The sequence below is a fragment of the Streptomyces triculaminicus genome, from assembly GCF_017349075.1.
GTDB lineage: Bacteria > Actinomycetota > Actinomycetes > Streptomycetales > Streptomycetaceae > Streptomyces > Streptomyces triculaminicus.
In genome coordinates, this window is the sequence record NZ_JAFMOF010000004.1 from 824,526 (window position 1) to 840,789 (window position 16,264).

The window sequence follows — 16,264 nt, forward strand, 5'->3', positions numbered from 1 at the left end:
CTCGTACGTGCAGCCGGGCGGCGGCCTCCAGGACCGCTTCGGTCTCGCCGCGGCCCCTGGGCAGCGACGCGACGGCGGCGATGTCCTGACCGGCGACGGTGGTGCGCCGGTCGAGGCAGTGTCGGGTCAGGGCCGAGAGGACGCCGCCCGGGCCGACTTCGAGGTACGTGGTGACGTCGCGGCCGTGCAGGCTGTCCACCCCGTCGGCGTACCGTACGGCCGAGCGCACCTGGCGCACCCAGTATGCGGGGGTCCGGATCTCGTCGGCGTCGGCGAGCCTTCCGGTGATGTTGGAGACGATCGGCAGTCGCGGCGCCCGGAAGTCCAGCTCCTTGGCCACGGTGGCGAATTCGTCGAGCATGCCGTCCATAAGGGGCGAGTGGAAACCGTGCGCGGCGGCAAGCCGCCGTACCCGGTGGCCTGCCTCCTGCGCCCGGGCGGCGAGCTCGTCGACCGCTTCCGGGTCGCCGGAGAGGACGACCGAGGCGGGGCCGTTGACCGCGGCGACACCGGCCCGGCCGTCGAGCCCGTCGAGCAGTGCGGCCGTCTCTTCCTCGCCCAGCCCCACGGCGAGCATGGCGCCCGCCGGGGTTCCCTCCATCAACCTGCCGCGGGCCGCGACCAGCGTGCAGGCGTCGTCGAGGGAAAGCACCCCGGCGACATGGGCCGCGGCGAGTTCTCCGACCGAGTGGCCGAGCAGCAGGTCCGGAACGATTCCCCAGGCCTCGTACAGCCGGAAGGTCGCCACCGAGAGCGCGAACAGGGCGGCCTGCGTGCAGTCGGTCCGGTCCAGCAGCACCGCGCCGGGCGTACCGGCGTCGGCGAACAGCACCTCGCGCAGCGGCGGGTCGACTGCGGCCACGGAATCGAACCGGGCGCAGATCGCGTCCAGTGCCTCCGCGAAGACCGGGAACGCGTCGTACAGCTCGCGGCCCGCGCCGGGCCGCTGCGCACCCTGGCCGGGGAACAGGAACGCCAGCCGTCCGCTGCCGGAGCCGCGCAGCACCGTAGCCGCTCCGTCCTCCGGACTCGTGCCCCGCGCGATTCCGTCGAGCGCGTCGAGGAACCCGTCGCGGTCGGCGGCGAGCACGGCGGCCCGGTGGCCGAGGACGGCCCGGGTGGTGGCCAGCGAGCGGCCGATGCCCGCCAGGTCGTCCCGGTCCGCCGCCACGTGGGCGTGCAGCCGGGCGGCCTGGGCGCGCAGCGCGTCCGCCGAGCGGGCCGAGAGGACCCAGGGCAGGACGGGCGGCCGCGGGCGGGCGGGTTCGTCGCGCACGGGCGCGGGCCGCTCGGCATCCGGCGCCTGCTCGATGATGACGTGCGCGTTGGTGCCGCTGATGCCGAACGAGGAGACGGCGGCCCTGCGCGGGCGGGCCCTGCGAGGCCACTCGCGCGCCTCGCGCAGCAGCTCGACCGCGCCGGCCGACCAGTCCACGTGCGGCGACGGCTCGTCCACGTGCAGGGTCTTCGGCAGAACACCGTGCTGAAGGGCCTGCACCATCTTGATGACCCCGGCGAGACCCGAAGCCGCCTGCGTGTGGCCGATGTTGGACTTCAGGGAGCCCAGCCACAGCGGGGCGTCCTGCGGCCGCTCCTGGCCGTACGTGGCGAGCAGGGCCTGCGCCTCGATCGGGTCGCCCAGTGTCGTGCCGGTGCCGTGGCCCTCGACGGCGTCCACGTCGGCCGCCCGGAGTCCGGCGTTGGCGAGCGCCTGCCGGATGACCTTCTGCTGGGCCGGGCCGTGCGGGGCGGTCAGCCCGTTGGAGGCGCCGTCCTGGTTGACGGCGCTGCCGCGCAGCACCGCGAGGACCTGGTGGCCGTTGCGGCGGGCGTCGGAGAGCCGCTCCAGCAGGACCATGCCGACGCCCTCGCCCCAGCCCGTGCCGTCCGCGCCGGCGGCGAAGGACTTGCAGCGGCCGTCGGCGGCGAGACCGTTCTGCCGGTCGAACTCCACGAAGGCCGCGGGCACGGCCATCACCGCGACGCCGCCGACCAGTGCCAGAGAGCACTCCCCCGCGCGCAGGGCCTGCGCGGCCAGGTGCAGGGCGACCAGCGACGACGAGCACGCGGTGTCGGTGGTGACCGACGGGCCCTCCAGGCCGAAGGCGTAGGACACCCGGCCGGAGAGGACGCTGTTGGCGCTGCCGGTGAGCGCGTGGCCCGCCGCCTCGGCGGGCAGCGGCAGCCCGGCCGAGCCGTAGCCCGACGCGGAGGCGCCGATGAAGACGCCGGTGTCGGAGCCGTGCAGGGTCCGCGGAGTGAGTCCGGCCCGTTCCACCAGTTCCCAGGCCGCCTCCAGCACGAGCCGCTGCTGCGGATCCATGGCGAGGGCCTCGCGCGGCGAGATGCCGAACAGGGCGGCGTCGAACTCCGGGGCGTTGTGGACGAATCCGCCCACCAGGTCCGGCAGGCTGCCGCCGAGAAGGGCCTCCCAGCCGCGGTCGACCGGGAACGGGGTCATGCCGTCGGCGCCGGCCGCGACGAGGTCCCACAGCCGCTCCGGGGAGTGGGCCCCGCCCGGGTAGCGGCAGCTCATGGACACGATCGCGATCGGGTCGTCGTCGGGTGCCGGGGTGCTGCGCGCCGGGGTGGTCTCCGCGGGAGCCTCGATGGCACCACCCCGTGTCAGCCGCTCCAGCACGTCGGCGGCCAGGGCCCGCGGGTTCGGGTGATCGAACAGCAGGGTCGTCGGCAGCCGCAGGCCGGTCGCGGTGGCGATCCGGTTGCGCACCTGGACCGCGGTGAGCGAGTCGATGCCGAAGTCCTTGAAGGGACGGTCGGCCTCGACGGCGTCCGCGTTGTCGTACCCGAGGACGTCGGCCGTCTCCCGGCGGACGAGTGCGAGCACGGTGTGCGGCCGCTCACCGGCGGGCAGCGCGGCCAGCCGGCCGGCGAGCGGGGTCTGCCCCTGCGCATCGACGGCGGTGCCGGCGTCGCCCGCCGCGAGGGCGGCACGGACCTCGGGCAGGTCACCGATGAGCGGGCTGGGCCGCGTCGAGGTGAACGCGGGGGCGAACGTCTCCCAGTCCATGTCCGCGACCGTCACGGCGGCGAGCCCCGCGTCCCGTGCGTCCGCGAGCGCCGACAGGCACGCGTCGGGCGTCATCTGCCGGATGCCGCGCCGCGCCAGGAACTCTCCCGCTCCGTCGCGGGTCGCCATGCCCCCCTTGGCCCAGGCACCCCAGGCCACCGAGGTGGCGGGCAGGCCGTCCGCCCGGCGCCGCTGGGCCAGGGCGTCCAGGTAGGCGTTGGCCGCCGCGTATCCGGACTGGCCGGCTCCGCCCCAGACGCCGGCGATCGAGGAGAACAGGACGAACAGTTCCAGTGGCCTGTCCGCGAGCAGTTCGTGCAGGTGAGCGGCGCCGATCACCTTGGCGCGCAGCTCCTGGGCGAGGCCGGGGCCGTCCAGCTCGGACACCGCCGCCGTGCGGGCGACACCCGCGGTGTGCACCACACCGGTGACCGGGTGCGCTTCGAGTACGGCGGCGAGCGCCTCGCGGTCCGCAACGTCGCAGGCCACGACGGTGGCCTCGGCGCCCAGCTCGGCCAGTTCCGCGACGAGTTCGGCGGCCCCCGGTGCGTCCTGGCCCCTGCGGCTGGTGAGGACCAGCCGCTCGGTGCCGTGCGCGGCGAGCCAGGTGGCGACCTCGGCACCGAGCGCTCCCGTACCGCCGGTGACCAGGACGGGGCCGGCGACGACCCGCGTCTCCCGGCGGGCGTGCGGTGCCGCGCCGATCCGGGCGGTGCGCCGCAGCCTGCGGGCGAACACCCCGCCCGCGCGGACCGCGACCTGGTCCTCCGCCGCCTGCGCCAGCGTCGCGACGACCCGCTCGCCGGTACGGGGGCCGAAGGCGTCGGGCAGGTCGATCAATCCGCCCCAGCGCTGCGGGAACTCCAGTGCGGCCGACCGGCCGAAGCCCCAGACCAGGGCCTGGGACGGGTCGGTGAGCAGGTCGGAGGGGCCGACGGAGACGGCGCCCCGGGTGGCGCACCACAGCGGCGCGGGGCAGTCCAGGTCCCCGAGGGCCTGGGTCAGGGCCACCGTGGCGGCCAGTGCGGTGGCGAGCCCGTCCGCCGTCGTGCCCTCGTCGAGGGCGAGCAGCGACAGGACTCCGGCGGCCTGTCCGGCGCCGGCGGCGAGCAGCCGCTCCGCGAGGTCCCGGCGGTCGGGCTCGCCGTCGGCGGCGACGACCTCGGTGACGTGGACACCGGCCCGGGTGAGCGCTGCGGCGACCGGGTGGTCCGCGTGTGCGGCCGAGCGCACGAGGATCCAGGTGCCGGTGGGGCGGACGGAGCCGAGTGCGCCGACCGGCTGCCAGGCGACCTCGTAGCCCAGCGCGGAGTCCGGTTGTGCCGCGGTGGCGGAGACGGCCGCGGGGCGTACCGGCTCGGGCCAGTAGTGACGGCGCTGGAAGGCGTACGTGGGCAGCGCCACCCGGCGTCCGCCGGCGGGCGCGAGCACCGCTCGCCAGTCCACGGGAAGGCCCTGGACGTACGCCTGGGCGAGTGCGGTCAGCCAGCGTTCGCCGCTGTCCTCGCCGCGTCGCAGGGTGGCGAGGACGGCGGCGCGGGCGGCGGCGTCCGAGACGGTCTCCTCGATCCCGACGGTCAGTACGGGGTGCGGGCTGACCTCGACGAACACCGAGCGTCCGGAGTCCAGCAGGCCGCGCGTGGCGCGCTCGAACTCGACGGTGCGGCGCAGGTTCTCGTACCAGTACTCGGCGTCGAGCCCGGCCGTGTCCAGCTCCTGCCCGGTCACCGCCGAGTGGAACGGCACCCTGGAGGTGCGGGGGCGCAGCTCCGCGAGTTCGGCAAGAAGCCGCTCCCGGATCTGTTCGACCTGCGCCGAGTGCGAGGCGTAGTCCACCGGGATCCGGCGGGCCCGCAGTTCGCGCTGCGCACATTCCTCCAGGAGCTCGTCCACGGCGTGGGCGGCGCCCGAGATCACCGTGGAGGAGGGGCCGTTGGCGGCGGCGACGGAGAGGGCCTCGCCCCAGGGGGCGATCAGTGCGGCGGCGTCGCCGCGGGCGACGCCCACGGAGACCATGCCGCCCTGCCCGGCCAGTATCTCGGCGATGGCGCGGCTGCGCAGGGCGACGACGCGGGCGCCGTCCTCGACGCTGAGCCCGCCCGCCACCACGGCAGCGGCGATCTCGCCCTGGGAGTGGCCGACGACCGCGACCGGGGCCACTCCGGCGGAACGCCACAGCGCGGCAAGGGAGACCATGACGGCCCACAGCACCGGCTGGACGACGTCGACCCGTTCCAGCAGCGCGCCGTCGGAGCGCAGCACGTCGAGCAGCGAGAAGTCGGCGAACGGGGCGAGCGCCCGCTCGCACTCCTCGACGCTCTCCCGGAACACGGGCGAGGTGTCGAGCAGTTCCCTTGCCATTCCAGCCCATTGCGCCCCCTGGCCGGGGAAGACGAAGACCGCGCCGCCCTGGCCGGTGTCGCCTTCGCGGCGCACCAGGGAGGGGGCCTGCTCGCCGCGTGCCAGCGTGTCGAGTCCGCGGCGGAGGGTCTCGGTGTCCGGGCCGAGGACCACGGCCCGGTGTTCCAGCGCCGCGCGGGAGGCGACCAGGGACACGGCCACGTCGGCCGGGTCCGGCACGGTCTCCGGGGCGCCCGTGAGCCAGGCGCCCAGGCGGCCCGCCTGGGCGGCCAAGGCCTCGGGGTGTCGCCCGAGACGACCCACGGGAGGGTGCCCGTCGTCCGGGCCCGGGCGCCGGGGGCCGGGGCGGTCGGGGGCGCCTCCTCGATGATGGTGTGCACGTTGGTGCCGCTGACGCCGAACGAGGAGATGCCCGCACGGCGCGGCCGGTCCTCCTGCCCGGGCCACGCCCGGGCCTCGGTGAGCAACTCGACCGCGCCGGAGCCCCACGCCACGTGGGGGGACGGTTCGTCGGCGTGCAGGGTCCTGGGCAGGGTGCCGTGGCGCATGGCCATGACCATCTTGATGATCCCGGCGACACCGGAGGCGGCCTGGGTGTGACCGATGTTGGACTTGACCGAGCCGAGCCACAGCGGCCGGTCGGCCGGGCGGTCCTGACCGTACGTGGCGAGCAGCGCCTGCGCCTCGATCGGGTCGCCCAGCTTCGTACCCGTACCATGCGCCTCGACGGCGTCGATGTCGGCAGTGGTCAGGCCCGAATTGGCGAGCGCTTGGCGGATGACGCGTTCCTGGGAGGGTCCGTTGGGGGCGGTGAGCCCGTTGGACGCGCCGTCCTGGTTGACGGCGGAGCCCCGCACGACCGCCAGGACCTCGTGACCGTTGCGCCGGGCGTCCGACAGGCGCTCCACGAGCAGCACGCCGACACCCTCGCCCCAGCCGGTCCCGTCCGCGCCCGCGCCGAACGCCTTGCAGCGCCCGTCCGGGGCGAGGCCCTGCTGGGCACTGAACTCGACGAAGATCCCCGGGTTGGCCATGACCGTCACCCCGCTCGCCAACGCGAGCGAGCACTCGCCGCCGCGCAGAGCCTGCACGGCGAGGTGCAGGGCGACGAGGGAGGAGGAGCACGCGGTGTCGACGGTCATGGCGGGGCCCTCGAGACCGAAGGCGTAACTGACGCGGCCCGACATCACGCTGGCCGCGTTGCCGGTACCTATGTGGCCCTCGACGTCGGCCGCCCGGCCGGCCAGCAGGGCGCCGTACGGCTGCCCGTTCGTACCGGCGAAGACGCCCGTGCGCGAACCGCGCACGGAGGCGGGGTCGATCCCGGCCCGCTCGAAGACTTCCCACGCGGTCTCCAGGAGGAGCCGCTGCTGCGGGTCCATGGCGAGGGCCTCGCGGGGCGAGATGCCGAAGAGCCCGGCGTCGAACTCCCCCGCGTCGTAGAGGAATCCGCCGACACGGGTGTACGAGGTGCCGGTGTGCTCCCGGTCGGGATGGAAAAGGGCGTCGAGGTCCCAGCCTCGGTTGGCGGGGAAATCGGACATGGCGTCCGTGCCGTCGGACAGCAGCTGCCACAGGTCCTCGGGAGAGCCGACGCCGCCGGGGAAGCGGCAGCTCATGCCGATGATGGCGATCGGTTCGTCGTCGGTGGCCGCGACGACGACCGGGGCGGTGGCGTCCGTGCGGGTCCCGCCGCCCAGTTCGCCGTCCAGGTACGCGGCGAGCTCCTGCGGTGTCGGGTGGTCGAAGACCAGCCCGGCGGGCAGGGAGAGGCCCGTGGCCGCGCCCAGCAGGTTGCGCAGTTCGAGGGCGGTCAGCGAGTCGAAGCCCAGATCGCGGAAGACGCGCCCGGCTCCGATCGCACCGGTGGAGCCGTGCCCGAGGACGAGTGCGGCGTGTTCGCGGACGACGTCGAGGAGGAGCTGGCGGCGCTCGTCGGGGGTACCGCCGTCGAGCCGCCGCTCCAGGGCGTTGCCCGGCGTGGCGTCCCGCGGCTCCGCGGGAGCGGCCTGTCGCAGTTCGGGAAGCGTGGAGAGGAGGGGGCTCGGCCGGGTGGCGGTGAACCGCGGCGCGAAGCGCGCCCAGTCCACGTCGGCCACCACGACGCACCCGTCGCCGCCCCGGTCCCCTTCGGCCAGCGTCCGGTCGAGTGCGGCGAGCGCCGACCGGGGCTCCATGGCGGGAATCCCGGCGCCTCGCATCCGCTGTGCCGCGGTCTCGTCGGCGGCCATGCCGGAACCGGCCCAGGCCCCCCAGGCGACGGAGGTGCCCGGCAGGCCGTGGGCGCGGCGGCGGGCCACAAGGGCGTCGAGGTGGGCGTTGGCGGCGGCGTACGCGCCCTGCCCGGAGCTGCCCAGGGTGCCCGCGACCGACGAGAACACGACGAACGCGTCCAGGTCGGGCCCGGTCAGCTCGTCCAGGTGCGCGGCGCCGAGCGCCTTCGCGTCGAGCACGGCGCGCAGCCGCTCGGGGGTGAGGGTCTCCAGGACTCCGTCGTCCAGGACACCGGCGGTGTGGAACACCGCGTCCACCGGGTGCTCGCACAGTACGGCGGCGAGCGCGTCACGGTCCGCGACATCGCACGCGTGGACGGTGGCCTCGGCACCCGATTCGGCCAGGGCGGTGATGAGTTCGGCCGCACCGGGTGCGGTGTCCCCCCGCCGGGAGAGCAGCACCAACCGGGCGGTGCCCCGCTCGGCCAGCCAGTGGGCGAGCTGTGCGCCGAGGGCACCGGTGCCGCCGGTGACGAGCGCCGACGCGGGGGCGGTCCAGGCAGGCTGGGAGTCGAGCGCGTCGGAGGAGGGGACGTGGTGCAGGCGGCGGCCGAACAGTCCGGCACCGCGCAACGCGACCTGATCCTCACCGAGTTCGCCCGACAGGAGCCGGGCGAGCCGGTCACCGGCCCGCTCGTCCAGCCGCTCCGGCAGGTCGACGAGTCCGCCCCAGCGCCGCGGGGACTCCAGGGCCGCGACCCGGCCCAGACCCCACAGGGCCGCCTGCTCCGGCTGCACGGGGCGGTCGGAACGTACCGCGGACACGGCACCGGAGGTGGCGCACCACAGGGGCGCGGCGAAACCCGTCTCGCCCAGCGCCCGCAGCAGGGTCACGGTGGAGGCGAGCCCTGCCGGGCCCCGAGTGACCGGCGGCACGGCGGCGGGCAGCGCAAGGACCCCGGCCGGCCCGTCATGTCCGGCCGCGGCGTCCCGCAGCCGCCGGGCCAGATCCGACGCGGTCTCTTCGGAGGAGACGGGCGCCAGCACGAGGGGGGTCGCGCCCGCGCGCCGGAGCGCGGCGGCCGTGTCGTCGGCCAGGGCGCTCGCGCCCTCGGCCAGCATCAGCCAGGTGCCGGAGAGCCGGGCGGTTCCCGACTCGGGAAGCGGCTCCCAACCGATCCGATAGCGCCAGGAATCCACGGTGGACCGCTCCCGGTGCTTCTTGCGCCAGGCCGACAGCGCGGGCAGTACGGAGTCGAGGCCGTGCCGGTCGTCCAGGCCGAGGGCGTCGGCGATCGCGTCCAGGTCCTCGGACTCCACAGCCGCCCAGAAGCGCTCTTCGGCCGGTTCGGCATGGGTGGGGACGGCGGGCGCGACGGAGCCGAACGACGGCCAGTAGCGTCGGCGTTGGAAGGCGTACGTGGGCAGCTCGACGGTCCGGCCCTGGTGCGGCGCGAGGACCGAGGCCCAGTCGACGGGGGTGCCATGGGTATGGGCCGTGGCAAGGGCGGTCAGGACCGTTTCGGTCTCGTCGCGGCCGCCGCGCAGGACGGGGACCGCGTGGAGGTCGGCGGTCTCCTGGGCCATGGCGGACAGCACACCGTCCGGGCCGAGCTCGACGAGCGTCGTCACCCCCTGATCGGTCAGATACCGGACACCATCGGCGAAACGCACCGCCTCACGGACGTGCCTCACCCAATAGGCAGGGGTCCGGATCTCCTCCGGGTCAGCGAGCGTGCCGCTCACATTGGAGACGACCGGAATCCGGGGAGCACGGAAATCCAGCCCCCCGGCCACCACGGCGAATTCGTCGAGCATCGCGTCCATGCGCGGCGAGTGGAACGCGTGCGACACGGTCAGCCGCTTGACCCGCCGGCCTTCGGCGCGCCACGCGGCCTCCAGCTCCGCGACGGCATCCGCGTCACCGGAGACCACGAGCGAGGTGGGCCCGTTGACGGCGGCGATACTGACGCGGTTCTCGTACGAGGACAGGACCTCGGCTATCTCTGACTCGATGCCCTCGACGGCGAGCATCGCCCCACCGGACGGCAACGCCTGCATCAGACGCCCCCGAGCGGCAACCAGGGTGCACGCGTCGTCCAGCGACAGCACCCCGGCGACGTGCGCGGCAGCCAACTCACCGATCGAATGACCCAGCAGGAAATCAGGAGTGACACCCCACGACTCCATGAGCCGGAACAGGGACACTTCCAGCGCAAAAAGCGCCGCCTGCGCGTAAACCGTCTGGTCGATCAGCTCCCCGTCACCGAAGAGGACCCCCCGGACCGGACGCTCCAGCTGCGAATCCAGCCGCTCCGCCACCGCGTCCAACGCCTCCGCGAACACCGGGAACGCCGCGTAAAGCTCCCGGCCCATCCCGGCCCGCTGCGCCCCCTGCCCCGTGAACAAGAACGCCGTCAGGCCGGATCCTGCCGTGCCCGTGACCAGTCCGGTCGCCGTGCGGCCCGCGTTCAGGGCGTCCAGTCCGGCCAGGAAGCCGTCCCGGTCCGAGGAGAGCAGGACCGCGCGGTGGTCGAGGTCGGCGCGGGTGGTGGCCAGGGAGAGCGCGATGTCGTTGAGGCGGAGATCCGCCTTCGCGAGGACCAGGGCGGCCAGCCGGGCGCCCTGCTCGGCCAGGCCCTCGGGCGAGCCGGCCGAGAGGAGCCAGGGCAGCAGGGTGCCCTCCGGAGCGGCGATCGGCTCGGCCTCTGACGTCGGCTCGTCGTCGACGTACTGCTCGATGATGGTGTGCGCGTTGGTGCCGCTGATGCCGAAGGAAGAGATGCCCGCGCGGCGCGGTCCGCCGGTCTCGGGCCACGGCCGGGTCTCGGTCAGCAGCTCCACGGCGCCGGCCGACCAGTCCACATGCGGCGACGGCGCGTCGACGTGCAGGGTCCGCGGCAGCTCGCCGTGGCGCATCGCCATGACCATCTTGATCACACCGGCCATGCCGGCCGCGGCCTGGGTGTGGCCGATGTTGGACTTGACCGAGCCGAGCAGCAGCGGCCGGTCGGCCGGGCGGTCCTGACCGTACGTGGCGAGGAGCGCCTGCGCCTCGATCGGGTCACCGAGGGTGGTGCCGGTGCCGTGCGCCTCGACGGCGTCGACGTCGGCGGTGGTCAGTCCCGCGCCGGCGAGGGCCTGGCGGATGACACGCTGCTGGGAGGGGCCGTTGGGGGCGGTCAGGCCGTTGGAGGCGCCGTCGGAGTTGATGGCGGAGCCGCGGACGACCGCCAGCACCCGGTGGCCGTTGCGGCGGGCGTCGGAGAGGCGCTCCACCAGGAGCACGCCGACGCCCTCGCCCCATCCGGCGCCGTCGGCGGCGGCGGCGAAGGACTTGCAGCGGCCGTCGGACGACATGCCACGCTGGCTGCTGAACTCGATGAAGATGCTGGGGCTGGACAGGACGCTCACGCCGCCCGCGAGCGCGAGGTCGCATTCGCCCTTGCGCAGCGCCTGCACGGCCAGGTGGAGGGCGACCAGGGAGGACGAGCAGGCGGTGTCGACGGTGACCGCGGGGCCTTCGAGGCCGAAGACGTACGACACCCGGCCCGAGACCACGCTCGGTGCGCCGCCGGTGGCGAGGTAGCCCTCGGTGGACTCGGAGGAGGCGGCGAGCAGGCTGATGTAGTCCTGGCCGCCGGTGCCGGCGAACACGGCGGTCTGGCTGCCGCGCAGGGCGCGTGGGTCCATTCCCGCCCGCTCGAAGACCTCCCAGGAGGCTTCCAGCAGGAGGCGCTGCTGCGGGTCCATGGCGAGCGCCTCGCGCGGCGAGATCCCGAACAGCCCGGCGTCAAACTCCGTCGCGTCGGGGATGAATCCGCCCTCGCGGGCGTAGCTGGTGCCGGGGTGGTCGGGGTCCGGGTGGTAGAGCCCGTCGAGGTCCCAGCCGCGGTCGTCGGGGAGCGGGGTCAGCGCGTCGGTGCCGCTGCGGACCAGCTGCCACAGGTCTTCCGGCGAGCGGACTCCGCCGGGGAAGCGGCAGCTCATGCCGATGATCGCGATGGGTTCGTCGTCGGGGACGGCTGGACGGACCTGGGCGGCCGGGCCGCTCTGCCCGGCCGGCCCGGTCCGCTCGGTGAGCTGTTCGCCGAGGTAGCGGGCGAGTTCGAGGCACGTCGGGTAGTCGAAGACGACCGTGGCGGGGGCGCGCAGGCCGGTCGTCAGGGCGATGCGGTTGCGCAGTTCCACGGAGCCCGCCGAGGACAGGCCGAGGTTCTGGAAGGGCCGGCCTGGCTCGATCTCGTCGACCGACTCGTGGCCCAGCACCTGCCGCAGCTGGTCGCGGACGAGGGCGAGCAGGGTGCGGCTGCGTTCGGCCTGTGAGGCCTCCCGCAGGGTCCGCAGCAACGGCGGGGCGTCGTCCTGCGGCTCCTCGTCCGGTACGTGCGCGGGGCTCGGGGCCGCCGGGCGGGCGGCGGTGTCCAGGGCGTCGAGGAGGTGGGTGGAGGTGGTGGCGGTGAAGAAGTAGGAGAAGGTCGGCCAGTCGATGTCCGCGACGGCGACGGTGACGTCGTCGTGGTCCAGGGCCTGTTGGAGGCCCTCGATGCCCAGCTCCGGGGCCATGCGCGGGATGCCGTGGCGTGACATGGCGTCACCGATGTCGCCCGCGGCCATCCCGGCGCCTGCCCACGACCCCCAGGCGATGGAGGTCGCGGGCAGGCCCTCGGCGCGGCGGTGCTGGGCCAGGGCGTCGAGGTAGGCGTTGCCCGGGCCGTAGTTGCCCTCGCCCGCGGCGCCGAAGACGGCGGCGAGCGAGGAGAACAGGACGAACGCCGACAGGTCCAGGTCCCGGGTCAGTTCGTGCAGGTTCTGCGCGACCTGGAGCTTGGGGCGCAGGGCGGTGGCCATGCGGTCGGAGGTGAGAGAGTCGAGGATGCTCGAGTCGACCACGCCGGCGGCGTGGAAGACCGCCGTCAGCGGGTGCTCCTCGGGGATCGCGTCGAGCAGGTCCGCCAGGACCTCGCGGTCGGCCGGGTCGGCGGCGGCCATGGTGACCTCGACGCCCATGCCGGTGAGTTCGGCGAGGAGGTCCTCGGCGCCGGGCGCGGCGGTGCCGCGGCGGCTGATGAGGAGCAGGTGGTCGGCGCCGTTCCGGGCGAGCCAGCGGGCGACGTGGGAGCCGATGCCACCGGTGGCGCCGGTGACCAGGACGGTGCCGGTCGGCTTCCAGTCGCGTACGGCGGGGGTGTCGGCGGTGGCCGCGCGGACGAGGCGTGGGACGTACGCGCCGGAGGCGCGCAGCGCGACCTGGTCCTCGCCGGTGTCCTTGGCGAGGACCCCGGACAGCCAGGAGAGCGCCTGCCGGGTGTCCGTGCCTCCCGCGAGGTCCACGAGGCCGCCCCAGCGGGGGTATTCGTGGGCGGCGATGCGGCCCAGTCCCCAGACCAGGGCCTGGAGGGGGTGGGTGATCGGGTCGTCGTCGCCGGTGGTGACGGCGCCCCGGGTGACGCACCACAAGGGGGTGTCTCTGCGTGCCCCGTGCAGGGCCTGGAGCAGGGTGAGGGAGTCGGCGAGCGCGGCGGGGACGTCCGGTTCGGCCGGGTGGGGGTCCTCGTTGAGAGCCAGCAGCGAGAGGACGCCGGACAGCTCTCCGGTGTCGGTCAGTTCGCCGATCTTCGCCGCGAGGGTGAGCCGGTCGTGTCCTCCGGCGGGCAGTTCCAGGGGGAGCACGGTGGCTCCGGCGGCCTCCAGGGTTTCGCGTACGGCGACCACGAGCGCGTCGTCGCCGAGGCCGGCCGGGACCGGCAGCAGCCATGTCCCGGACAGGGAGCCCTGGTCGAGCGGGGAGGCGTGCCAGTCGGTGCGGTATCGCCAGGAGTCCGGCGCGGTGTTCTCGTACGCGGCGGGCAGGGGCGCGGTGCGCAGGGGCTCCAGCCAGTAGCGCTTGCGCTGGAAGGCGTACGTGGGCAGCTCGACGCGGCGGCCGCCGTGCGGGGCGAGGACGGTGGTCCAGTCCACGGTCGCGCCGTGGACGTGGGCGTCGGCCAGGGCGGTGAGCCAGCGGCGCGCGCCGCCTTCGCCGCGGCGCAGGGTGCCCAGGACGGCGGCGCGCGCGCCCGCGTCCTCGACGGTCTCGCTGATGCCGTTGACGAGCACCGGGTGCGGGCTCATCTCCAGGAACAGCGAGTGGCCCTCGGTGAGGAGCTGCCGGGTGGCCTGCTCGAAGCCGACGGTGCGGCGCAGGTTCTCGTACCAGTACTCGGCGTCCAGGTCCGCCGTGTCCATCGGCCGGCCCGTCACCGTCGAGTGGAACGGCACGTCGCAGGAGCGCGGGCGGATGGGGGCGAGTTCGTCGAGGAGCCGCTCGCGGAGCCGCTCGACGTGGGCGGAGTGGGAGGCGTAGTCGACGGCGATGCGGCGGGCGCGTACGCCGGTCCGCTCGCAGTGGGCGAGGAGTTCGTTCAGGGCGCCGGCGTCACCCGAGACGACGGTCGACAGCGGGCCGTTGACAGCAGCCACCGACAGGGCTTCGCCCCAGGGGGCGACGAGTGCGTCGGATGCGGTGCGGCCGAGCATCAGGGAGACCATGCCGCCCCGCCCGGCCAGGACGGCGGCGATGGCGCGGCTGCGCAGGGCGACGACGCGGGCGCCGTCCGCGACGCTCAGCGCGCCCGCGACGACGGCGGCGGCGATCTCGCCCTGCGAGTGCCCGATGACCACCGACGGCTGGACGCCTGCCGAGCGCCAGAGTCCGGCGAGGGAGACCATGACGGCCCACAGCACGGGCTGGACGACGTCGACGCGGTCGAGGAGGGCCTGCCCCTCGTCGCCTTCGGCGCGCAGTACGTCGGTCAGCGACCAGTCCACGAACGGGGCCAGCGCCTGCTCGCACTCCGCGATCCGCTCCCGGAACACCGCGGAGGAGTCCAGCAGTCCGGCCGCCATGCCGACCCACTGGGAGCCCTGGCCCGGGAAGACGAAGACGGGGGCACCCCGGCCCGTGTCGCCGGTGCGGCGGACGACGCCGGGCGTCTCCTCGCCGCGGGCGAGTGCTTCCAGGCCGCGGCGGAAGTCGTCCTGGTCCTCGCCCAGTACCACCGCGCGGTGGTCGAGCGTGGCCCGCGAGGTGACCAGGGAGAGGCCCACGTCGGACGGGCCGGCCTGCGGGACGTCGTCCAGCCACTTCAGGAGGCGGGCCGCCTGGCCCGCCAGCGCGGCGGGGGTCTTGCCCGACACCGGCCACGGCAGCGGTCCGGACGCGGGGGTCACGGTGCCGGGGGGTTCTTCCGGCGCCTCGTCCGGGGCCTGTTCGATGATGGTGTGCGCGTTGGTGCCGCTCACGCCGAACGACGAGACGCCCACCCGGCGCGGTCCGCCGGTCTCGGGCCACGGGCGGGATTCGGTGAGGAGTTCCACCGCGCCCGCCGACCAGTCGATGTGCGGCGACGGCTCGTCGGCGTGCAGCGTTCTGGGCAGGACTCCGTGACGTATCGCCAGCACGGACTTGATGACGCCGCCGACACCGGCCGCCGCCTGGGTGTGGCCGATGTTCGACTTCAGGGAGCCCAGGAAGAGGGGCCTGCCCCCGGCGCGCTCCTGACCGTACGTGGCGAGGAGCGCCTGCGCCTCGATCGGGTCGCCCAGCGTCGTGCCGGTGCCGTGGGCCTCGACGGCGTCGATGTCGGCGGCGGACAGGCGGGCGTTGGCGAGGGCCTGGCGGATGACGCGCTGCTGTGAGGGGCCGTTGGGGGCGGTGAGCCCGCTGGACGCACCGTCCTGGTTGACCGCCGACCCCCGTACGACCGCGAGCACCCGGTGGCCGTTGCGGCGGGCGTCGGAGAGCCGCTCCACCAGGAGCATGCCGACGCCCTCGGCCCAGCCCGCACCGTCGGCGTCCGCGCCGAACGCCTTGCAGCGGCCGTCCGGCGACTGGCCGCCGGACATCGCGAAGTCGACGAACGTGTTCGGGGTGACCATCACCGCGACGCCGCCGGCCAGGGCGAGCGAGCACTCGCCGGCGCGCAGCGCCTGGGCGGCCAGGTGCAGGGCCACCAGGGAGGACGAGCAGGCCGTGTCGACGGTGACCGCCGGGCCCTCCAGGCCGAGGGTGTACGACACCCGGCCGGTGACGACGCTGGGCGCGCTGCCGGTGCCCAGGTAGGTGGCCACACCCTCCGGGATGTCCAGGGCGCGGGCGGCGTACTCGTTGTACATCACGCCCGCGAAGACGCCGGTGCGGCTGCCGCGCAGTGAGGTCGGGTCGATGCCCGCCCGCTCCACGGCCTCCCAGGAGGTCTCCAGCATCAGGCGCTGCTGGGGGTCCATGCCGAGGGCCTCGCGCGGCGAGATCCCGAACAGGGAAGGGTCGAAGTCCGCGACGTCGCGCAGGAATCCGCCCTTCCGCTGGAAGGTGCCGCCCGCGGCGTCGGCGGCGTCGAAGAAGCCCAGGTCCCAGCCGCGGTCCTCGGGGAACGCGGAGATCGCGTCGGTGTCCCGGGACACCAGCCGCCAGAGCGCCTCGGGGCTGTCGACGCCACCGGGGAACCGGCAGGCCATACCCACGATGGCGATCGGCTCGTGGTTCGCGGCCTCCACGGCACGCAGCCGCTGCCGGATCTGGGTCAGGTCGGTGGTAGCCCGCTTGAGGTATTCGCGGAGCTTTGTCTCATTCGCCATCGGAGCCTCCCCGGGTCTGCGCGCCGGGGGCGACGGCGGT

Annotated in this window: 1 pseudogene; it reads right to left on the minus strand. The window is 74.8% G+C overall.

Going from position 1 to position 16,264, the window contains the following annotated elements:
- Window positions 1–31: 31 nt before the first annotated feature.
- Window positions 32–16,221 (minus strand): annotated as a pseudogene (locus tag J1792_RS36120) (type I polyketide synthase); the annotation flags it as partial.
- Window positions 16,222–16,264 lie beyond the last annotated feature (43 nt).